Source organism: Paraburkholderia sp. CNPSo 3272 (assembly GCF_024206495.1).
Lineage (GTDB): Bacteria > Pseudomonadota > Gammaproteobacteria > Burkholderiales > Burkholderiaceae > Paraburkholderia.
In genome coordinates this window covers 37829-58394 of sequence record NZ_JAMBPQ010000007.1, presented here as the reverse complement: position 1 = coordinate 58394, position 20566 = coordinate 37829, and the positions used below count along the sequence as shown (strand labels likewise).

The window sequence follows — 20566 nt, the reverse complement described above, 5'->3', positions numbered from 1 at the left end:
GATCCATCTGGCGGCGCGCCCGGCGCGCCGCGTCATTGCGCAAGAAGGCCAAAAACGCGTAAAATAGCGCGCTCTGCGGGCGTCGTATAATGGCCATTACCTCAGCTTCCCAAGCTGATGACGTGGGTTCGATTCCCATCGCCCGCTCCACGTCGGCTTGCCGACCTCTCTTCGAGGCTTGGGCTTTCAAACAGCGCGCCTGCCAGGACACCCCTGGGACGCCAAGCCCGCCCGACCGGCACATGCCGGGCACGACCTGAATTCCTCCGTTGCACAATGCACTCTGGCGCTCCTCGGGTCCTTCCCGCACGCGCCGCGAGCTGGTCCGCCGACCCGTAATTCGCTCGACTGCCGCATAACGACTCGCTGCGCGCCCGTGGCGCACCAGTCCCCGATGGATCAATTTTTCATGTCCCGACCGAGCGCGATCAGGCTGATCGCGCGCTCGCGCCAAGCCCTTCTCGCCGATGCCGACGAACGCCCGGCCGCCGAAGCCGAGCGCCTGCGCGGCGCGGCCGGCGACCTCACACGCCTGCTATTCGACGTGCGCGCCGGACGTGTGAACGCGTTCGAGTTGAGCGAACCCACGCGCATGCGGGTCGTCGTTTCAGCCGACTGAGATGTCGATCGATGCGCGGACGACGTTGAGGCGCTGTAGGCACGCCGCGCCGGCCCAGCCGCTGCCGGAGCCGTGCAAGCGCGCTGATATAATGCGCGACGGCTTCGGAGCCGCTGGGCTTCGAGCGCGCCGCGCCCGCCTGCCGGGCTCAACGCCGTCGCCGGTTAGGGCGAACGCGAAAACGGCCCACGAGGCGTCCCGCCATACCGGCCTGCGTCGCCCCCGGCACTGGGTCGCCACGAATGGCCCGACATGCCTCGCACCGAGCCGAAGGCGCAGCCCGCCCCCATTATCGACAGCCGCGACATCCGCCGCTTGCACACCCACCCGCGAAGATGAATCACGATCCCAACGACGACGCCCGTCCTGACTCCACGCAGTCCGACGCACAAGACGCCGCCTCCGAAACGAACGCGCACAGCGACGCGCTGCACCACCGCCGCATCCGCAGCTTCGTGACCCGCGCTGGCCGCGTCTCGACCGGCCAGCGCCGCGCGCTCGACGAGCTCGGCCCGCGCTTCGTCGTGCCGTACGCGGCCGAAGCCGCCGACTGGGACGCCGTGTTTGAACGGCACGCCCCGCGCATCCTGGAGATCGGTTTCGGGATGGGCGCGAGCACGGCAGAAATCGCCGCCTTGCGCCGTGAGGACGACTTCCTCGGCGTCGAGGTCCACGAGCCTGGCGTTGGCGCACTGCTCAAGCTGATTGGCGAACAGAATCTGGAAAACATCCGCATCATTCAGCACGACGCCGTGGAAGTGCTCGAGCACATGATCGCGCCGGGGAGCCTCGACGGCGTCCACATTTTCTTCCCCGATCCGTGGCACAAAGCGCGCCATCACAAGCGCCGCCTGATTCAGCCGAAGTTCGTCGCGCATCTCGTCTCGCGCATGAAACCGGGCGCGTACCTGCACTGCGCGACCGACTGGCAGAACTACGCCGAGCAGATGCTCGAAGTGCTCAGCGCGGAGCCTGCGCTCGAGAATACGGCCGCCGGCTACGCGCCGCGCCCCGACTACCGCCCGGTGACGAAGTTCGAGCGCCGCGGCCTGCGCCTCGGTCACGGTGTGTGGGATCTCGTGTTCCGACGCCGCGCGGACTGAAACCGCGAACCGTAAAGAAAACGGGCGCCGTGATGTCACACGGCGCCCGTTGCGTTTTTAGTCGTCCCAGCCTAGCCCGCCGCCATAGCCGAACAGCAGGATCACGAGACCAAACGCGATCCGGTACCAGGCGAAGGCGGTGAAATCGTGCGATGCCACGAAGCGCAGCAGCCAGCGCACACACGCGAAGGCGCTGACGAACGCGGCGACGAAGCCAATGCCGAAGAGCCCGAGCCAGTCAACGGAAAGCTCGTGCCAGCTCTTGTACAGCTCATAAACGGTCGCGCCGAAGATCACGGGGATCGCAAGGAAGAACGAGAACTCGGTCGCGACGCGCCGCTCGAGGCCAAACAGCATCGCGCCGATGATGGTCGAGCCCGAACGCGACATGCCCGGAATCAGCGCGAAGCACTGCGCGCAGCCCACCTTGAAGGCGTCGAGCGGCGTGACCTCGTCAATCGAATTCACGCGCGCGGCGCGCTGCTCAGCGACCGGCAGCCCCTTCGGGCCGCGCAGGCGATTCTCGACCCACAGGATGACGAGGCCGCCGCCCACCAGCGCGAACGCGACCGGCACCGGCGCGAAGAGCACCGACTTGATCGTCTTCTCGAACATCAGACCCAGCACGACGGCTGGAATGGTGGCGACGATCACGTTGAGCGTGAAGCGCCGCGCATCGGGCCGCGAGGGCAACCCTACGACCACTTCGCCGATCTTGCGCCGGAACTCCCAGCACACGGCGAGAATCGCGCCAAACTGGATCACCACGTAGAAAGTCTTGGCATACGCGCCCTCGAAATTGAGCAAGCTGCCCACGACGATCAGATGCCCCGTACTCGACACGGGCAGAAACTCCGTCAGCCCTTCGACGATGCCGAGAATCAAGGCCTTGCAGGTCAAAATCCAGTCCATCCCTTTATCCCTCTTCTTTGAGCGTCGGGACGGCACACGGCGCGCCACGCGACCGACGACGGCCGCGTGCGCCGGACGGCGTCTCGTCGGCTTACTTCTCGACGATCTGCACGCGTATGCCGTTTGTAAGGATGGTGATTGTACCGGGTTCGTAATTGACGCCGGCAAATTGGAGCTGGTCGGGCTTGAACGTATAGACGGGGTAATTGTTGAGCAGCTGGGTGGCGACGAGCGCGGCGACCGCACTCACCTGCGGCGCGTAGGCGGCGGCATTGCCCGCCATGTCGACGCCATCGACCGAAGGCGAGCGCAGCACCACGGCGCGGTTCGCGCTGTCGTAGGCGAGCTCGCTCGACACCGTGAACGCGCCGCTCACGGGCTGCTGCATCAACGGGCTTTCGAGGTGCGCGTCGAGCCGCACGGCCACGCGGTTGCGATCGGGCTTCAGCGTCACGACCGGGTTCGTGAGCGAGACGTCGAAAATCTGCTGCATCGAGCGGTGATAGGGAAACTTGCGCTGCACCGCGTCCTGCACCTGTTGCTGCGAAAACGTGTAGTGATCGGGAATGAACGGGAAAATCCCCGTCGCACACGCGCCGAGCGACATCGCCGTACCCGCCGCAGCGCAGGCTGTGAACAGGAAGGCGCGCCGGGAAACGCGCGTTGCGGTGTGGGCCATGCGAAATCTCCTTGTTGAGCCGGGACTGGCGCGCCGTCATTCTGGCGCATGGCGGCTGGCCGACGCAGTTTGCGCCGGCTTCAGCGCGCGGCTGGCGCTTGTGGCAGGGTTTGCGGCTGGGTTTGCGCCTCGAGACGCGTGAGCCAGGCAATCGCCTCCTCGCGCGACTCGCCGCACATCTCGGGCTGCGGCTGCAGCCCCGAGCAGCACGCCGGCCGCAGCGGCGAGCCGAAGATCATGCAGCGCAGGTCCTCGCCGAGTTGAACACAACGCACGCCGGCCGGCTTGCCTTCAGGCATGCCCGGAATGGGGCTCGTAATGGACGGCGCGATGCAGCACGCTCCGCAACCGGGACGGCAGGCGTGCCCTGTGGCATCGGCGGGAAAAACGGTACTCAATTCGGCTTCCTGGAACTCTGACAAATCGCGTCCGCGAGTCGACGGACCAGACGGCATTGTGCCATCGCTTGTCTGCGACCTTTTTACACAATCGGTTCCTCCTACGCGCTCGTACACTTTGTCCATCTGGCGCTGTAGGACAAGGGACAGGCCACCTGTGCGCGGCGTTCGGCAGCGCTGGACGCTGCCCACCCGTGCGCCGCCCTTCCCAGTGAGCTTTGCATGAGCGACGCCGACCTGCTCTTTCGCCCCGACCTGCTTGCCAAATATGGCGCCAACGGTCCGCGCTACACGTCCTACCCCACCGCCCTGCAGTTCCGCGACGACTTCGATCCCGCCGACTACCGGCGCGCGGCGGCCGATCCGGGCGCGAGCGAAACCGATCTCTCGCTGTACTTCCACATCCCGTTCTGCGACACCGTCTGTTTCTATTGCGGCTGCAACAAGGTCATCACGAGGAACCGCGGCCGCGCGAAACCGTATCTCGCGCAGATGATCCGCGAAGTGGAGTTGCAGGCCGCGCTCTTCGACACGAAGCGCCCCGTTTCGCAGCTGCATTGGGGCGGCGGCACGCCCACTTTTCTCTCGCTGGACGAAATGAGCACGCTCATGGCTGCCACGCGCGAACACTTCGCGCTGCAGCCCGACGACGCCGGCGAGTACTCGATCGAGATCGACCCGCGCGAAGCCACGGCGCACACCATTGCGCATCTGCGTTCGCTGGGCTTCAACCGGCTGAGCCTGGGTGTTCAGGACTTCGATCCGGTCGTACAAAAGGCGGTCAACCGCATCCAGCCGCTCGAGCTGACCGTCGACGTCATGAACGCCGCGCGCACGAACGGCTTCGAATCGATCAGCGTCGATCTGATCTACGGCTTGCCGTACCAGAACGTCAAAACCTTCAGCCGCACGCTCGAAACGATGTTGCTGCTCGCGCCCGACCGCATTTCGGTGTTCGGTTACGCGCATATGCCGCATCTGTTCAAGATGCAACGCCAGATGGACGAAGCCACCTTGCCCACGCCCGCCGAGCGCATGGCGCTGCTGAGGCTCGTGATCGAGCAGCTCACCGAGGCGGGCTACGTCTACATCGGCATGGACCATTTCGCACTGCCCACCGACGAACTCGCGCGCGCCCAGGCGCAGCGCACGCTGCACCGCAATTTCCAGGGCTACAGCACGCGCGCCGACTGCGACCTGATTGGCTTCGGCGCCTCGGCGATCGGCAAGGTCGGCGACGTGTACGCGCAGAACGCGAAGGATCTGATCGGCTACGGTGCGGCCATCGGCGCTGGCAAGCTCGCCACTACGAAAGGCGTGCGCCTCACCGCCGATGACCGTCTGCGCCGCGACATCATCACGGAACTTATGTGCAATCTCGAACTGCGTTACGACGAGTTAGAGGCCGCCTACGGCATTCGTTTGCCGGCGACCTTCGCGGCCGAACTCGATCGGCTGCGCGAGTTCGAACGCGACGGGCTCGTTGCGCGCAGCGCCGACCGCCTCGAGGTGCTGCCCGCTGGACGCATGCTGGTGCGCAATATTGCGATGGTGTTTGACCGCTACTTTGGCGCGCAGCAGCCCGAGCGGTTCTCGCGGACGATTTGACGGCTTGCGGGCGCCGCGTAGTTGCCTAGGCGGGCGATTTGCGTCATAATCACCGGCTACGTCGAGCGCTTGCAAGTTTGCTCGAGTGCGGGAAACTCGCAAAAACACACGCCTCGGTGGTGAAATTGGTAGACGCGCCGGACTCAAAATCCGGTTCCGAAAGGAGTGCCGGTTCGATTCCGGCCCGAGGCACCAGAATGCTTTCCGGCAATGGCCGCCGGAATCCTGAAACCCGCGAAAGCTCGACGCTTCGCGGGTTTTTTGTTGCCAGGACAGCACCTAGGTCTCGATCATTGACTGACGCAGGCTTGCCGCACGAACCTCAGCGCAAATTCGTCTGCGCCAGCTCCACCACTTCGTCTCCGCGTCCGCTCAGCACCGCACGCAGCATGTAGAGGCTGAACCCTTTCGCCTGCGCCCACTGCAGCTTCGGCGGCATGGCCAGTTCGTGCTTCGTCGTCACCACGTCGACGAGCGCCGGCCCCGCGTGAGAGAACGCCGCGCGCAACGCCTCATCAAGCGCTTCCGACGTCTCAACGCGCACGCTGAAAAGGCCCGCGCCTTGCGCGATATCCGCGAAGTTGGTGGCCGCCAGATCGGTGCCCGTCTCCACGTAGCCGCCCGCCTTCATCTCCATGGCGACGAAACCGAGCGAACTATTATTCAGGACAACGATCTTGATTGGCAGATCGAGCTGACGCGCCGTGAGAATGTCGCCGAGCAGCATCGAAAGGCCGCCGTCGCCGGAGAGCGAAACCACCTGGCGCCCGGCGTGCGCTGCCTGCGCGCCGAGCGCCTGCGGCATGGCGTTCGCCATCGAGCCGTGGTTGAACGAGCCGTGCAGGCGGCGCCGGCCGTTCATCGTCAGGTAGCGCGCGGCCCAGAGCGTGGGCGTGCCAACGTCGACCGCGAAGATCGCATCGTCTTCGGCGAGCGCGTCCAGACGCGCGACCACATACTGCGGATGCAGCGGCTTGCCGGCGGCTGCCGGGCGCGCGAGTTCGTCGAGTCCCTTGCGCGCGTTCGCGTAGTGCTCGCGCGCATGCTCGATGAAGCGGCGGTCGGTCTTGCGCGTGAGCTTCGGCGCGAGCGCGCGCAACGTCTCGCGTACGTCGCCGATGAGCCCGAGCGTGAGCGGCGCACGTTTGCCGAGCGCGGCCGCGTCGCGGTCGATCTGCACGATATTCGCGTGCTGCGGATAGAAGTTGCGATACGGGAAATCGGTGCCGAGCATGACGAGCGTGTCGCACGACATCATCGCGTGGTAGCCCGAGCTGAAGCCGATCAGCCCGGTCATGCCCACGTCGTATGGGTTATCCCATTCGACGTACTGCTTGCCGCGCAGCGCATGCACCGTCGGCGCGCCGAGCGTGTCCGCGAAGGCCACCACTTCGTCGTGCGAGCCCTTGCAGCCGCTGCCGCACAGCAGCGTCACGGCCTCGGAGCGATTGAGCAGCTCGGCGAGCCGGTCGATATCCGCCGACGAAGGCAAGGTCGCCGGACGCGCCGCATAGGCCCATGCCGGCTCCTCGTCGGACGCGTCCAGAAGCGCCACGTCGCCGGGCAGCACGATCACGGCGACGCCCTTCTGGTCGATCGCGGTGCGCAGCGCGGTGTCTAGCACGCGCGGGAACTGCGAGGCGTTCGTCACCAGCTCCACGTAATGGCTGCACTCGCGGAAGAGTTCGGTCGGGTGCGTCTCCTGGAAATAGCCGAGGCCGATTTCCGTCGACGGAATGTGCGCCGCGATCGCCAGCACCGGCGAGCGGTTGCGATGGCAGTCGTAAAGACCGTTGATGAGATGCAGGTTGCCGGGCCCGCAACTGCCCGCGCACACGGCGAGCCGGCCGGTCGCCGCCGCTTCTGCGCCCGCCGCGAAGGCGGCGACTTCCTCGTGCCGCGTGTGCATCCAGCGGATCGTTCCGAGCTTGCGCAGGCTCGCCGACAACCCGTTCAGGCTGTCGCCGGTCACGCCCCAGATGCGCTCGACGCCGACTGCCTCGAGCGTTTTCGCCAGATGATCCGCTATTGTCTTCGCCATGGTGTTCTCCACGAGAGCCGAATGGCGCAGCGCGCGCTCCGAGGCCCGGCGCTGCGCGAGAAGAAAATTAGGGGGCAAGTATTCAGGCGTCCGGGTCCTGCAACGGCTCCGGACTGCCAATACCCTGCGCTACGTTACGCCATCCGCCCGAAATACGCGGTCAAGCCGTGCGAAGCGGACAGGCGGCGGCCACGGCGCCGCGGACCACGTCGCCACGGATAAAATAGCCGGCTCTACGCTGTCAGCCGTCCGTCATGAATCTCGAAAGCATCCTCTTCACTCAGGGTTTCGGCTCACGCCGCCAATGCCGCGCGCTCATCGCCGACGCGCGGGTCGCCGTCGCGGGCGAGCCGTGCAGCGATCCGCTCGCGACGTTCGACACGGCCGGCCTCCTCTTCAGCGTGGACGGCACGCCGTGGCCGTTTCACGAGCGCGCCTACATTGCCCTCAACAAACCCGCGGGCTATGAATGCTCGCGCGATCCGCAGCATCACCTGAGCGTGTTTCATCTGCTGCCGCCGCAGTTCGCGCAGCGCAACGTGCAGTGCGTCGGCCGCCTCGATCAGGATACGACCGGCCTGCTGCTGCTTTCCGACGATGGCCAGTTCGTCCACGCCTTCACGTCGCCAAAACGCAAGGTGCCGAAGGTCTACGTGGCGAGCACGCGTCATCCGCTCGACGAGACCCAGCTCGATGCGCTGCGTGCAGGCGTGCTGCTGCACGGCGAGCGCGAGCCGAGCGCCGCCGTCGCAGCCAACGCACGTGCGGATCACGAGCTGGAGCTGACCGTGCTCGAGGGCAAATATCATCAGGTCAAGCGGATGGTGGCCGCGGCCGGCAACCGCGTCGAGGCGCTCCACCGCGAGTGCATCGGCGGCTTTTCGCTGCCCGCCGGTCTGGCGCCGGGCGCCTGGCAATGGCTCGACGCCGCCGCGCTCGACGCGTTGCGCAACAAGGGGTAAACCACCACCGGGCGGCGCGAGCGCCCGCCGCGCAGTGCGTTGACGCACCGATGCTTGCAAACCGGCAGCGTTTTCGCCGCGCCGCAGCATGTCCTTGTCGGGCTTCCGCCCTATACTCGTCTCAAGAACGATTACAAGTTGCAAGGAGGGGCATCATGAACATCAACGGCTCATTCGAAATCTCATTCGTGTTGATGGCCTTCATGGCGCTAGGGGCGGTTCTGATTGGGGGCCTGCTCGCGTTGATGCATATGCGACATCGGTACCATCCGAACCTCATCGGGGCGCTCATCGGAGCGCTATTGTGCTTCCTCCTGCTCGAAGCGCTGCCGGCCATCACGTGAACGGCACGCTTTGCGCCGCGCCGCCCGCCCGGAGTCACGGGTGCGGCGGCAGCGTGCGCAAGAAGGCATCTACGTCGGGATAACGCAAACGCACGCGCAGTTCGCGCTTAAGGCGCGTATTGGCGAGCCGTCTCGACTCCCGCATGAACGACAGCAAGACGGGCTCGAGCTCACGCTCCGCCTCGGCGCGGCTCACGCGCGGCGCGCGCGCGAGGCCGAAGGCATCGGCCACGCGGTCGAAATACTCGCCCATCTTCAGTTCGCTGTCGTCCGTGGCGTGGATCGTGCGCCCCGGGCGGCCGTGTGTCGCCAGGCGCAGCAGAATCGCCGCGAGGTCGTCTGCGTGGATGTGGCTCGTGTAGACGTCGTCGCTCGTTATGAGCGCCGGCGTGCGCTTCTCGAGCCGCGCGAGCGGGAGGCGGTTCGCAGCGTAAATGCCCGGAATGCGCGCGATCGTGGCGCTGAACGCGCCGCGCGCCGTGGCGCGGCGCAGTTGCCGCTCGGCCGATACCCGGCGAATGGCGCGGGCGTTGGCGGGCTGCACCGTGCGTGTTTCGTCGATGCGCGCGCCGCCGCAATCCCCGTACACCCCCGTCGTGCTTGCGTAGACGAGGCGCGGGCGTTCGAGGCGCCTCGGCCGGGCGTGCGAAAACCGCCGGATGCGCTCGGGTACAATGACGGATGCTCCAAAGGCTGCGGCATGGCATGCAGCGCTGCGGCGAATGCGGTCCACGAGGCAATGCAATGGGGGCCGCAAGGCACGCGGCGCGGCGCCCGCGAGCGCAGGCCGCGACACCGCGCGGCGCCGCGCCGCGAGCGCTGCGATCAGGCGGCGCGTGCGCAGGTCGTCATCGCCGGATTTTTGCGGCGGCGCGAGGTGCAGGACGGTGCCCGCCAGGCCCGCGATGCGCGCCAGACTCGTGCGCGAATCAAGGTCGCCGCGCACCGGCGTTGCACCCGCGGCCCGCACCGCGTCTGCGCGTTCGGCATGGCGCGCGAGCGCGAACACGCGCGCGCGGTCTGGCCGCTCGCGCAACTGCGCGAGGCTACGCAGGCCGACGTCGCCGCAACCGACAATCAGGATGCGCGCACGGCGCAAGGTTCGTGTAGCAATCATGGTGGAACCATTTTAGCGGCCCGGGCCTCGCGGCGAAGGCCGGCAAGAAAACGCGGCACCTTACCCAAAGGGACCCGCGCCCGGAATCAACCCTCGGATACAGACTTACGCTTCCCTGAATATGGCTTTCAACGTAACGCTCAAGCAAAGCGGCCGGCAGTTCCAGGTCGAGCCCGACGAACCCATTCTCAACGCGGCCCTGCGCCAGGGCGTCGGCCTGCCGTATGGCTGCAAGAACGGCGCGTGCGGCTCGTGCAAGGGCACGGTCTGCGGCGGCGAAGTCGAGCAGCGCGCCCACGCGGCTTCGGCGCTTTCCAATGACGAAAGAACGCGCGGCATGGCCCTCCTCTGCTGTGCGACGGCGCAAACCGACCTCGAAATCGATATCCGTGAAGTGGCGGGCGTGGGCGACGTGCAGGTGCGCAAGCTGCCTACCCGCATCGCCGCCATCGAGCGCCGCGCCGACGACGTCGTCGTCCTCAGGCTGCAACTGCCCGCCAACGAGCGCCTGCAGTATCTGGCCGGCCAGTACCTCGAATTCATCCTCAAGGACGGCACGCGCCGCAGCTACTCCATGGCGAGCGCGCCGCACGAGGAAGGCCCTATCGAGCTGCACATCCGCCACATGCCGGGCGGCAAGTTCACCGACCACGTCTTCTCGCAGATGAAGGAGCGCGACATCCTGCGCTTCGAAGCCCCGCTCGGCACCTTCTTCCTGCGCGAGGATTCCGATAAGCCCATCGTGCTGCTCGCCTCCGGCACCGGCTTCGCGCCGCTCAAGGCGATCGTCGAGCATGCGGTCCACAAGAACCTGAACCGCCCGATGACGCTCTACTGGGGCGCGCGCCAGAAGAAGGACCTGTACCTGATGGAACTCGCCGAGCAATGGGCGAAGGAGATCCCGAACTTCCGCTTCGTGCCGGTGCTCTCCGAGCCCGCCGCCGGCGACAACTGGACCGGCCGCACGGGCTTCGTGCACCGCGCCGTGATCGAGGATCTGCCCGATCTTTCGGGCCACCAGGTCTATGCGTGCGGGGCGCCGGTGATGGTGGAGTCCGCGCAGCGTGACTTCACGCACCACCACGGCCTGCCCGAAGACGAGTTCTACGCGGACTCGTTCACGAGCGCCGCCGACCTCGCGAACGCGGTCTGAAGCTCGCCCGAGCGGGTCGTTGCGTGTGCAATGCATCGAGCCGCCGGGCAGCCGTCACGAAAAATTCTTCGGCCGCCTGGAAAAATTCGGCACATTGACGGTTTACATCGCCAATCGGCTTGTCGTATTCTTGCGCCCATGAACTGCATCCTGTCCGCCCTTCGACGTCGCCGCTCGCCCCATCTTTAGGGCCTGGCTACTCGCGGACGCGCGTTGTACTTCTCAACGCACAGCAAGTTCGAATCACGAAAGCCACGGCCAGTCCGTGGCTTTTTGTTTTTCCGCCGTATCTTCTTCAACCCTTGTGCAGCCCCAACGCGGAGCCCGTTGCCATGAATTATTCCGAATACCCGATCGAGTCGCTGATGTACATCACCAACCGGCCCGAAATCGTTTTCACGCATGGCAAAGGGTCGTGGCTCTACGACAACGAGGGCAAGCGATACCTGGATTTCATCCAGGGCTGGGCCGTCAACAGCCTCGGCCACTGCAACGACGGCATGATCGAGGCGCTGGAAAAGCAGTCGCGCCTGCTAATCAACCCGTCGCCGGCCTTCTACAACGAGCCGATGGCGAAGCTCGCGGGCCTGCTCACCGAGCACAGCTGCTTCGACAAGGTGTTCTTCGCCAACAGCGGCGCCGAAGCCAACGAAGGCGCGATCAAGCTCGCGCGCAAGTGGGGCAAGAAGCATCGTGACGGCGCCTACGAGATCATCACGTTCGACCACAGCTTCCACGGCCGCACGATCGCGACGATGTCGGCGAGCGGCAAGCCGGGCTGGGACACGATCTACGCACCGCAAGTGCCGGGCTTCCCGAAGGCGGACCTGAACGACATCGCCTCGGTCGAGAAACTCATCAACGCGAAGACCGTCGCCGTGATGCTCGAGCCGATCCAGGGCGAAGGCGGCGTGATTCCCGCCACGCGCGAATTCATGCAGCAACTGCGTGCGCTCACGAAGAAGCACGGCATCCTGCTGATCGTCGACGAAGTGCAGAGCGGCTGCGGCCGTGCGGGCACCCTTTTCGCCTACGAACTCTCGGGCATCGAGCCGGACATCATGACGCTCGGCAAGGGCATTGGCGGCGGCGTGCCGCTCGCCGCGCTGCTTGCGAAGAAGGAAATCGCCGTGTTCGAAGCGGGCGACCAGGGCGGCACGTACAACGGCAACCCGCTGATGACCGCCGTGGGCTATTCGGTGATCTCGCAACTGGTCGCGCCCGGCTTCCTCGAAGGCGTCCGGGCCCGCGGCGAGTATCTGCGCGAAAAGCTGCTCGAGCTTTCGGCCGAACGCGGCTTCCAGGGCGAGCGTGGCGAAGGCTTGCTGCGCGCGCTGCTGCTCGGCAAGGACATCGGGCCGGAGATCGTCGAGAAGGCGCGCCTCATGCAGCCGGACGGTCTGCTGCTCAACGCCGCGCGCCCGAACCTGCTGCGCTTCATGCCGGCGCTGAACGTGACGACGCAAGAAATCGACCAGATGATGGCGATGCTGCGCACGATCCTCGACTCGCTGTAATCGGGAGGAGCACGAGCGATGTCCGTCACGATCCGCGTGTTCAGCGAAGCCGATACCGAAGCGGTGATCGCGCTCTGGCTGCAGGCGTTTCCCGAGTACAACGACGCGAGCCGGCCGCATCGCAATCCGCGTTTGTCGATCGCGAACAAGCTCGGAACGCAGCCGGAGCTTTTCTTCGTCGCGGTTCGCGACGGCGGCGACGTCGACGGCGCGCTCGTCGGCACGGCTATGGCCGGTTACGACGGGCATCGCGGCTGGCTCTACTCGGTCGCCGTCGCGCCCGATGCGCGGCGCCACGGCCTCGGCACGCGGCTCGTGCGCCATGCAGAAAGCGCGCTTGCCGCGCTGGGGTGCCTCAAGCTCAACCTTCAGGTGCTCACCGACAAGGCCGAGGTGCTCGCGTTCTACGAGCGGCTCGGCTATCGCGCCGATGCCGTGGTGAGCCTCGGCAAGCGGCTCGTCGCGCAGGAGTCCGCAGCGCTCGTCTGAGGCCGGCCGGTCGACGCCATGAAAAAAGCCGCATGGGGTCGCACCCATGCGGCTTTTGTTTTGCTGCGGCCGCGAGGACCGCAATGCAGTGCTGCTTACTCGCCCAGATACGCGGCCCGCACTTTCGGATCGTCGAGCATCTGCCTGGCCTCGCCTTCCATCGTCACGAGGCCCGAGTCCATCACGTAGCCGCGGTTCGCCGCCTGCAGCGCGAGACGTGCGTTCTGCTCCACGAGCAGCACCGTGATGCCTTCCGACGAGATCGTGCGCACCACTTCGAAGATCTTCTCCACCATGATCGGCGAGAGACCCATCGAAGGCTCGTCGAGCAGCAAAAGCTTCGGCTTGCTGATGATCGCGCGCGCCATGGCCAGCATCTGCTGCTCGCCGCCCGAGAGCGTGCCCGCGAGCTGCGTGGCGCGTTCCTTCAGGCGCGGGAAGAAGCCGAACATGCGCTCGACGTCCTTCTGGATGCCTTCGTTGTCGCTGCGCAGATAGGCACCCATCTGCATGTTTTCGAGGATCGACATGCGCGCGAAGATGCCCCGGCCTTCCGGCACCATCGCGAGGCCGCGCTTGAGCAGTTCATACGCGGGCACGCCCTTGATCGACTGGCCCATGTACTCGATGTCGCCAGCCGAGTACGGCTTCAGACCCGTGATCGCCTTCATCGTCGTGGTCTTGCCCGCGCCGTTCGCGCCGATCAGCGTGACGAGTTCGCCAGAGCGTACTTCCATGTCCACGCCCTTGACTGCCTGGATCCCGCCGTAGTTGACCTGCAGACCCTTGATTTTCAGAACCGATGTCGACATCAGTGAACCCCCGCACCCAGATACGCCTCGATCACCTTCGGGTCCTTCTGCACGTCTTGCGGCAGCCCTTCGGAGATCACCTTGCCATAGTCGAGCACTGTCATCCGGTTGCACAGGCCCATCACCAGTTTCACGTCGTGCTCGATCAGCAGGATGGTCTTGCCATCGGCGCGGATCTTGTCGAGCAGGCGCGTGAGTTCGACCTTCTCGGTCGCGTTCATGCCGGCTGCCGGCTCGTCGAGCGCGAGCAGCTTCGGATCGGTCGCGAGCGCACGCGCGATTTCCAGACGGCGCTGGTGGCCGTACGAGAGATTGCGCGAGGTGTAGTCGGCGTATTGCGCGATGCCCACGTATTCGAGCAGCTCGATCGCGCGTTCCTTGATCTCGCGCTCTTCCTTGCGCTCCGCCGGCGTTTGCAGCACCGCGCCGATCAGGCCGTGCTTCGTGCGCACGTGGCGGCCGACCATCACGTTCTCGAGCGCGGTCATGCCGCCGAACAGACGAATGTTCTGGAAGGTACGCGCAATGCCGGCCTGCGCCACCTGATACACGGCGGTCGGCGTATAGGCCGTGCCGTCGAGCTTGAATTCGCCCGAGTCAGGCGTGTAGAGACCGGTGATCACGTTGAAGAACGTCGTCTTGCCGGCGCCGTTCGGGCCGATCAGGCCGTAGATCGTGCCTTCCTCGATCTGCAGGCCGACGTCGGACAGCGCCTGCAGGCCGCCGAAGCGCTTGTTCACGCCCTTCACGGACAGGCGGATAGCTTTGTTGCTCATATTCTGTTCTCCCCGTTATGCGCGAACCGGCTTCTTGCTGGCGCGCCTGGCGATCTTCGCGATCTTGTCTTCATGCTTCGCCGCCGGCCACAGGCCTTCCGAGCGATACAGCATGATGACGACCATGGCGAGGCCGTAGAGCAACTGGCGAATGACTTCCGTATCGACGACTTCGTGGCCGAACAGCATGTGCTGGAGCGGACCCATCGTCGAGCGCAGGAACTCGGGGAAAATGGCGAGCAGCACGGCGCCGAGAATCACGCCGGGGATGTGGCCCATGCCGCCCAGCACCACGCAGGCGAGCACGACGACCGACTCCCAGAAGGTGAACGATTCCGGCGACACGAAGCCCTGGAACGCACCGAACATCGCGCCCGACAGGCCGCCGAACGACGCGCCCATTGCGAACGCGAGCAGCTTGACGTTGCGGGTATTGATGCCCATCGCCTTGGCGGCAATTTCGTCTTCGCGGATTGCGGCCCATGCACGGCCGATGCGCGAATGCTGCAGACGCGTACACACCCAGATCACGAGCAGCGCGCAGATCACGAACACGTAGTAGTACATGTAGACCGACGTGAACGTGAAGCCGAGGATCTCGTGCGGCTGCGCGAGATTGAAGCCGAACACCTGCAGTGGCGCGACGCCGGTAATGCCCTGCGGCCCGTTGGTGATGTTCACCGGACGGTCGAGGTTGTTCATGAAGATACGAACGATTTCCCCGAAGCCCAGCGTCACGATAGCGAGGTAGTCGCCGCGCAGGCGCAGCGTCGGCGCACCGAGCAGCACGCCGAACAGCGCGGCGAGCGCCATGGCGCACGGAATCACGATCCAGTACGGCGTATGCATGCCGCCCGGGAACATGTTGGCGATCCACGTGAACTGCGTGGTCAGATGCGGCGAAGTCAGCAGCGCAGCGACGTAGGCGCCCACCGCGTAGAACGCGATATAGCCCAGGTCCAGCAGGCCGGCGAAGCCCACCACCACGTTCAGGCCCAGCGCGAGCATCACGTAGAGCATCGCGAAGTCGAGCACGCGCACCCAGTAGTTGCCGCCCGCGGCGCCCACCACGAACGGCAGCGCTGCCACGACGATGGCCGTCACGATGCCGACCGTGAGGGTCTTCGTCATGTTCCTTTCGGGGATGAGCGTCGTCGACGGCTCGATCGGTTGAATTGAAGTCATGTTGTGTTACTCCCTCTTATGCGCGGTCCGCGACACGTTCGCCCAGCAGCCCCGACGGACGGAACACGAGCACGACGATCAGCACGATGAATGCGAAGACGTCCTGATAGTTACTGCCGAACACCCCACCGGTCAGGTTACCGATGTAGCCTGCGCCGAGCTGCTCGATCAGACCGAGCACCACGCCGCCGACCATCGCGCCGCCGAGGTTGCCGATACCGCCCAGCACCGCGGCCGTGAAGGCCTTCATGCCGGGGATGAAACCCATGTAGAAGTGCGCATTGCCGTATTCCGAGGCGATCATCACGCCGGCCAGCGCTGCGAGCGCCGAACCGATCATGAACGTGGCCGAGATCACGAAGTTCGGGTTCACACCCATCAGCGAGGCATTGTTCGGGTTCTCGGCAATGGCGCGCATGGCGCGGCCGAGCTTGGTCTTGTGCACGAGGAGCAGGAGACCCGCCATCACGAGGAACGCGACGACGATGATGACGATTTCGGTCATCGAGATCACGGCGCCCACGCCGGTTTCAGTCGGCTTGATGACGTTGATCGGGTCGGTCGAGATGAGCTGGGGGAACGCGAGCGGATTGCGGCCCCAGATGATCATGGCGAGCGTCTGCAGCAGGATCGACACACCGATCGCGGTGATCAGCGGCGCGAGGCGCGGCGCGCGGCGCAGCGGCCGGTACGCGACCTTTTCGATCGTGTACCCGACGACCGCACACACGAGCGCGGCAACCGCGAGCGCAATGCACAGCGTGGGGATGTTCCCGAGACCCGGGAAATGATTGTGGAGCACGTTGATCGCGGAGAGCGCGACCATGGCGCCCACCATGAGCACGTCGCCGTGCGCGAAGTTGATGATGCCCAGAATCCCGTACACCATCGTGTAACCGAGGGCGATGATGGCGTAGATGCTGCCAAGCACCAGCCCATTCAGGATCTGCTGGATGAAAATATCCATTTAATGCTCCTTAGCCCGTGCAACCGGATTCGCGCTCGTCATCGGCCGGTGGGCGATGTTTTACGGAACCGCAACGACACTTTCGGGTATTGAAGTAAAAACCGGTAACGGTTGGCCGCCCTGGTTCGCGTTGCCGCTGTGTAGCAGCGGCAGACTCGCCAAAAGCGGATGCAAAAACGGCACCGTCGGATGGTTCGGTGCCGTCGGGTCCAATCAACTACGCGTCATATTCTCGGCCAACCGGCATGACAACGCCGGTGCATGCAAAAGCAATCTGCATGCCAGAAATGATCGATGTTGCGCTAGCGCCCGTCTCGGCATTGCCGCCGCGCCACGCATTGCGTGGCGCAACCGCATTGACCGACGACGCGGCAAAAGCCGACTTGAATTGCATTAATCAGGTCTCCTGCGCCTTCCGAAATGCTTGCCTGATGGCCTTCTCATGGGATGTCGAGCCCTCAGAACGCGCGCATTGTAACGCCAATTATGCGACGGGCAATATTGTTCAGCCGGCAGGGTTTTCCTGCATTGCAACCATATTTTTAGATAACCGCACGAGATGGGTTGCACCGCAGGTTGCGCCGCATTTCAGTGCACCAGTTGCACCAAAAATCAACAGGCTTCGCATCATGTGTTGCAGATAATGGCCGCAATGCCTTATGGGGCGGGCATTGGATCAAATGACGAATATTTAAGGGAGAGCATAAAAATGCCGCTCTGGAGCGGTGCATTCATGTCCAAAGCGTATCCATTGCCCCCTAAATTAGGGGCCACATCGAGCAAATCGGCCCTCACGCTAGAGAAAACACTAATGAAAACACCCGCCCGATGTGAGGTTAACCTGTCTTTTCTCGTCATGCGACCCCGATTATCGCCGCTACTCCACTCCCGCGCGCATAAAAAAAACGCGCCGGGTGGCGCGTTCTTTCGGAGGTCGGGAGGCGTCAGACTGGCTGACCGAGTCCGCGGGGCAATGGGAACGCAATGTTCTCCTCGATGCCTTCGAGCGCGCGCACGTTGCGCGCACCCAGTTCGTGCAGGCGGCGAATGATCTCCTGAGCGAGCGCTTCTGGAGCCGAGGCTCCCGCCGTCAGGCCGATCCGGCGCTTGCCGGCGAGCCACTGGGGGTCGATCTGCTCGGGCGCATCCACCATATACGCAGGAATACCGCGCTTCTCGGCCACTTCGCGCAGCCGGTTCGAATTGGAACTGTTCGGGCTGCCCACCACGATCACGACGTCGCACTGCGGCGCCATGAACTTGACGGCATCCTGGCGATTCTGCGTGGCGTAGCAGATGTCCTGCTTCTTCGGCTCGCGAATGGCGGGAAAGCGCGCCTTGAGCGCCGCGATGATTTCCGCGGCGTCGTCTACCGAGAGCGTGGTTTGCGTGACGAACGCGACGCGCTGCGGGTCGCGCAGCTTGAGCGCCTCGACATCGGCAATGTCTTCGACGAGGTACATGCCCTCGGCCACCTGCCCCATGGTGCCTTCCACTTCCGGATGGCCCTTGTGCCCGATCATGACGATGTCGAGCCCCTCGTCGCGCATCTTCGCGACTTCCACGTGCACCTTCGTGACGAGCGGGCAGGTCGCGTCGTAGACGCGCAGGCCGCGCGCATCGGCGTCGGCGCGCACCGACTTGGAGACGCCGTGCGCGCTGAAGATCACCGTGTTGCCGGACGGGACCTCATCGAGTTGCTCGATGAAGATCGCCCCCTTCTTGCGCAGGTCTTCGACGACATAAGCGTTGTGGACGATCTCGTGACGCACGTAGATCGGTGCGCCGTGAAGCTGGATGGCGCGCTCGACGATCTCGATGGCCCGATCGACGCCGGCGCAGAAGCCGCGCGGCTGGGCGAGCAGGATTTCCGCGTCGGCGAGTTCTGCGATGAGGGACGTGTCCGTGTTGGTCATGGGCTTTAAAGGATTCCGATGATTTGCACTTCGAACGCAACCGCCTGGCCAGCGAGCGGGTGGTTGAAATCGAACAGGGCGGAGGTCTCGCTCACTTCCTTGAGCACACCCGCGTAGCGCCCGCCGTTGGGGGCATTGAACTCGATCAGGTCGCCCGGGCTGAACTCCTCGCCGATCATGCCGTTCTCGCGCAGGGTCTTGAGCGAGACGCGCTGGATCAGGTCGGGGTTGCGCTGGCCGAAAGCGACTCCGGGTTCTAGCTGAAAGGTCGAGTGGTGACCCACCTTCAGGCCCTGCAAAATCTCTTCCAGCGGCGGCGCAAGCTGGCCGGCGCCCATCAGCAGGGTGGCGGGACGGTCGACAAAGGTATTGACGATTTCGGTGCCATCGGCGAGTGAAAGCCGGTAATTCAGCGTCACGTGGGAACCGGACTTCACTTCGGAGATGTCGATGATGCTCATGCGTAACTCATTTCGTCATAACGCGCGCTTCGCGCGTGCGCGCCGCAAGGCGCCGGTCCGGCCTGCCTCGGGCGGCCGGAAAACATCTATTGTAAGCCACTTGGCCGAGGCGGTCGCGGCACGGTTGTGCACCGCCAACGCTCGCACTCGCGTGCGCCGCACACGCTTTATTTGTTTGTGGAGATTGCCATGAGGGAGCTTGCCTGCACGCTGGACACGGCGCCCGATCCCGTCGGCGACACCCTGGCCGGCCGCCTGCCCGGTCCCGGCTGCGCGGAGCGTGGCCCCCGCGGCGCCGCTCTCCCCGCGCGGGCGGCGCCAGCGGTCTCGACCCGCGAGAACGCGGCGCCTGCGGCACCACGCCGCGACATGCCCCGCGAGCGACTGCGCGCGGCCGGCGCGGCCGCGCTCTCGGACGTGGAGTTGCTCGCGATCCTGCTCGGCTTCGGCTTGCCGGGCCACGATGTCTTCGAAGTCGCTCGTACGCTGCTGGCCCAGTTCGGCTCGCTGCGCGCCATGCTCGATGCCCCGCACGAAGAATTCGTGGCCGTGCGCGGCATCGGGCCCGCAAAAGCCGCGATGCTGGAAGCGGTGACGGAACTCGCGCGGCGGGCGCTTGCGCAGGCGCTCGACGACAAGCCGCTCATCGACTCCCCCGGCGCAGTCGAAGACTATTTGCGCTTGCTGATTGGCGGGCGGCCGCACGAAGTGTTCGTTTGCCTCTTCCTGGACGCGCGCCATCGGCTGATCCGCACGGAGGAAAGCTCGCGCGGCTCGCTCACGCGCATGGCGGTGTATCCTCGTGAAATCGTGCGGCGCGCGCTGACGCTCAATGCCGCGAGCCTGATCGTTGCCCATAATCACCCTTCGGGCGCGGTGCAGCCGAGCGCGAGCGACCGGCGCCTCACGCGAGTGTTGCGCGAAACGCTGGCGCTCGTGGAAGTTCAGCTCATCGATCATCTGGTCATCGGCACCCGGGAGACGTTTTCCTTCGCGCGCCATGGCTGGAGCTGAGGCGCCACAGGCGCAAGACGCGACGGCGCACAAACAAAATGGCAAATCGGGTTTGATTTTCCAGGCTTTTTCCTGCTAGAATCACGGTTTGCCTATTTCCAACCCTGTTCTGAAGCCCATCGAGGCGTTCCAGGGGAAATATGGCCTGGGTTCGAGGTTGTCTCTCATCCATACGTGAGCGCGCTCCTGGTCCGGCCATTTCTCGCCTGGGAAACTTAAGCGGCTCTCGAACTCAGAATTTCCGTAGGAGTGTCTCATGGCACGTGTATGCCAAGTCACTGGGAAAGCGCCGATGAGCGGCAACAACGTTTCCCACGCTAACAACAAAACCAAGCGCCGTTTCCTCCCGAATCTGCAAAACCGCCGTTTCTGGGTTGAAAGCGAAAACCGTTGGGTGCGTCTGCGCATCTCGAACGCAGGCCTGCGCCTGATCGACAAGAACGGCATCGATTCCGTGCTCGCAGACCTGCGTGCACGCGGCGAACTGTAAGGA

The 20566-nt window shown here is 64.9% G+C and carries 22 protein-coding genes and 2 tRNA genes; 13 read left to right on the top strand and 11 right to left on the bottom strand.

The window, feature by feature from the left end:
- Positions 1–75: 75 nt before the first annotated feature.
- The 3 genes from M3I53_RS11275 to trmB all read left to right on the top strand — a co-directional run bounded on the left by M3I53_RS11275 (position 76) and on the right by trmB (position 1722).
- A tRNA-Gly gene (locus M3I53_RS11275) sits at positions 76–150 on the top strand.
- Between the two features lie 259 nt (positions 151–409).
- Positions 410–619, top strand: a complete 210-nt coding sequence (locus M3I53_RS11270; protein WP_254316022.1) for a hypothetical protein — start codon at positions 410–412, stop codon at positions 617–619.
- A gap of 335 nt (positions 620–954) precedes the next feature.
- Entirely contained in the window at positions 955–1722 is a 768-nt protein-coding gene (gene trmB, locus M3I53_RS11265; protein WP_254316021.1) for a tRNA (guanosine(46)-N7)-methyltransferase TrmB, read from the top strand.
- Positions 1723–1779: 57 nt separating this feature from the next.
- Here the strand turns inward: trmB and M3I53_RS11260 are convergent, their stop codons facing one another.
- The 3 genes from M3I53_RS11260 to M3I53_RS11250 all read right to left on the bottom strand — a co-directional run bounded on the left by M3I53_RS11260 (position 1780) and on the right by M3I53_RS11250 (position 3711).
- A complete protein-coding gene (locus M3I53_RS11260; protein WP_254316020.1) occupies positions 1780–2634 on the bottom strand; it encodes an undecaprenyl-diphosphate phosphatase in 855 nt (284 codons plus the stop codon).
- 91 nt (positions 2635–2725) lie between these two features.
- A complete protein-coding gene (locus tag M3I53_RS11255) occupies positions 2726–3313 on the bottom strand; it encodes a DUF1439 domain-containing protein (RefSeq protein WP_375542499.1) in 588 nt (195 codons plus the stop codon).
- An 80-nt stretch (positions 3314–3393) separates the two neighbouring features.
- Positions 3394–3711, bottom strand: coding sequence for a YkgJ family cysteine cluster protein (locus M3I53_RS11250; RefSeq protein ID WP_254316019.1), 318 nt, complete (start codon positions 3709–3711; stop codon positions 3394–3396).
- 222 nt (positions 3712–3933) lie between these two features.
- Here M3I53_RS11250 and hemN point away from each other — a divergent pair, with 222 nt between their 5' ends.
- Positions 3934–5319 carry an oxygen-independent coproporphyrinogen III oxidase gene (hemN, locus tag M3I53_RS11245; RefSeq protein WP_254316018.1) on the top strand — a complete coding sequence of 462 codons (1386 nt, stop codon included), beginning with the start codon at positions 3934–3936 and terminating at the stop codon, positions 5317–5319.
- A gap of 110 nt (positions 5320–5429) precedes the next feature.
- A tRNA-Leu gene (locus tag M3I53_RS11240) sits at positions 5430–5514 on the top strand.
- Between the two features lie 127 nt (positions 5515–5641).
- Here the strand turns inward: M3I53_RS11240 and poxB are convergent.
- Entirely contained in the window at positions 5642–7360 is a 1719-nt protein-coding gene (gene poxB, locus M3I53_RS11235; protein WP_254316017.1) for a ubiquinone-dependent pyruvate dehydrogenase, read from the bottom strand.
- A gap of 254 nt (positions 7361–7614) precedes the next feature.
- Between poxB and M3I53_RS11230 the strand changes: the two genes are divergently transcribed.
- Complete coding sequence (locus M3I53_RS11230; protein WP_254316016.1) at positions 7615–8322, top strand: pseudouridine synthase; 708 nt, start codon at positions 7615–7617, stop codon at positions 8320–8322.
- Between the two features lie 155 nt (positions 8323–8477).
- Positions 8478–8666: a hypothetical protein gene (locus M3I53_RS11225; protein ID WP_254316015.1), complete on the top strand. Its 189-nt coding sequence runs from the start codon at positions 8478–8480 to the stop codon at positions 8664–8666.
- Between the two features lie 34 nt (positions 8667–8700).
- Here the strand turns inward: M3I53_RS11225 and M3I53_RS11220 are convergent, their stop codons facing one another.
- The gene (locus M3I53_RS11220; protein WP_254316014.1) at positions 8701–9783 is read right to left on the bottom strand and encodes an NAD-dependent epimerase/dehydratase family protein; all 1083 of its coding nucleotides are present in this window, start codon (positions 9781–9783) and stop codon (positions 8701–8703) included.
- A gap of 121 nt (positions 9784–9904) precedes the next feature.
- Here M3I53_RS11220 and M3I53_RS11215 point away from each other — a divergent pair, with 121 nt between their 5' ends.
- The 3 genes from M3I53_RS11215 to M3I53_RS11205 all read left to right on the top strand — a co-directional run bounded on the left by M3I53_RS11215 (position 9905) and on the right by M3I53_RS11205 (position 12942).
- The gene (locus M3I53_RS11215) at positions 9905–10936 is read left to right on the top strand and encodes a CDP-6-deoxy-delta-3,4-glucoseen reductase (protein WP_254316013.1); all 1032 of its coding nucleotides are present in this window, start codon (positions 9905–9907) and stop codon (positions 10934–10936) included.
- Positions 10937–11268: 332 nt separating this feature from the next.
- Positions 11269–12453 (top strand): acetylornithine transaminase, encoded by a 1185-nt coding sequence (locus tag M3I53_RS11210; RefSeq protein WP_254316012.1) that lies wholly within the window; start codon positions 11269–11271, stop codon positions 12451–12453.
- 18 nt (positions 12454–12471) lie between these two features.
- Positions 12472–12942 carry a GNAT family acetyltransferase gene (locus M3I53_RS11205; RefSeq protein ID WP_254316011.1) on the top strand — a complete coding sequence of 157 codons (471 nt, stop codon included), beginning with the start codon at positions 12472–12474 and terminating at the stop codon, positions 12940–12942.
- 95 nt (positions 12943–13037) lie between these two features.
- Here M3I53_RS11205 and M3I53_RS11200 read toward each other — a convergent pair whose 3' ends face one another.
- From M3I53_RS11200 to M3I53_RS11185, 4 genes are read right to left on the bottom strand one after another with little or no spacing between them, the layout of a single operon-like run.
- Complete coding sequence (locus tag M3I53_RS11200; RefSeq protein ID WP_254316010.1) at positions 13038–13754, bottom strand: ABC transporter ATP-binding protein; 717 nt, start codon at positions 13752–13754, stop codon at positions 13038–13040.
- The gene (locus M3I53_RS11195; protein ID WP_254316009.1) at positions 13754–14530 is read right to left on the bottom strand and encodes an ABC transporter ATP-binding protein; all 777 of its coding nucleotides are present in this window, start codon (positions 14528–14530) and stop codon (positions 13754–13756) included. Before M3I53_RS11195 ends, M3I53_RS11200 begins: the two co-directional genes overlap by 1 nt.
- 15 nt (positions 14531–14545) lie before the next feature.
- The gene (locus M3I53_RS11190; protein WP_254316008.1) at positions 14546–15715 is read right to left on the bottom strand and encodes an ABC transporter ATP-binding protein; all 1170 of its coding nucleotides are present in this window, start codon (positions 15713–15715) and stop codon (positions 14546–14548) included.
- Positions 15716–15731: 16 nt separating this feature from the next.
- Positions 15732–16682: a branched-chain amino acid ABC transporter permease gene (locus M3I53_RS11185; protein ID WP_254316007.1), complete on the bottom strand. Its 951-nt coding sequence runs from the start codon at positions 16680–16682 to the stop codon at positions 15732–15734.
- A 278-nt stretch (positions 16683–16960) separates the two neighbouring features.
- On the opposite strand from M3I53_RS11185, the gene M3I53_RS11180 reads away from it, so the two are divergent.
- Positions 16961–17326, top strand: coding sequence for a hypothetical protein (locus M3I53_RS11180; protein WP_254316006.1), 366 nt, complete (start codon positions 16961–16963; stop codon positions 17324–17326).
- 300 nt (positions 17327–17626) lie between these two features.
- Here M3I53_RS11180 and ispH read toward each other — a convergent pair whose 3' ends face one another.
- Positions 17627–18598 carry a 4-hydroxy-3-methylbut-2-enyl diphosphate reductase gene (gene ispH / locus M3I53_RS11175; protein WP_254316005.1) on the bottom strand — a complete coding sequence of 324 codons (972 nt, stop codon included), beginning with the start codon at positions 18596–18598 and terminating at the stop codon, positions 17627–17629.
- A gap of 5 nt (positions 18599–18603) precedes the next feature.
- Complete coding sequence (locus M3I53_RS11170; protein ID WP_254316004.1) at positions 18604–19059, bottom strand: peptidylprolyl isomerase; 456 nt, start codon at positions 19057–19059, stop codon at positions 18604–18606.
- A 189-nt stretch (positions 19060–19248) separates the two neighbouring features.
- Between M3I53_RS11170 and radC the strand changes: the two genes are divergently transcribed.
- Positions 19249–20073 carry a DNA repair protein RadC gene (gene radC, locus M3I53_RS11165; RefSeq protein WP_254316003.1) on the top strand — a complete coding sequence of 275 codons (825 nt, stop codon included), beginning with the start codon at positions 19249–19251 and terminating at the stop codon, positions 20071–20073.
- Between the two features lie 256 nt (positions 20074–20329).
- Positions 20330–20563: a 50S ribosomal protein L28 gene (gene rpmB / locus M3I53_RS11160; RefSeq protein ID WP_027794135.1), complete on the top strand. Its 234-nt coding sequence runs from the start codon at positions 20330–20332 to the stop codon at positions 20561–20563.
- Positions 20564–20566 lie beyond the last annotated feature (3 nt).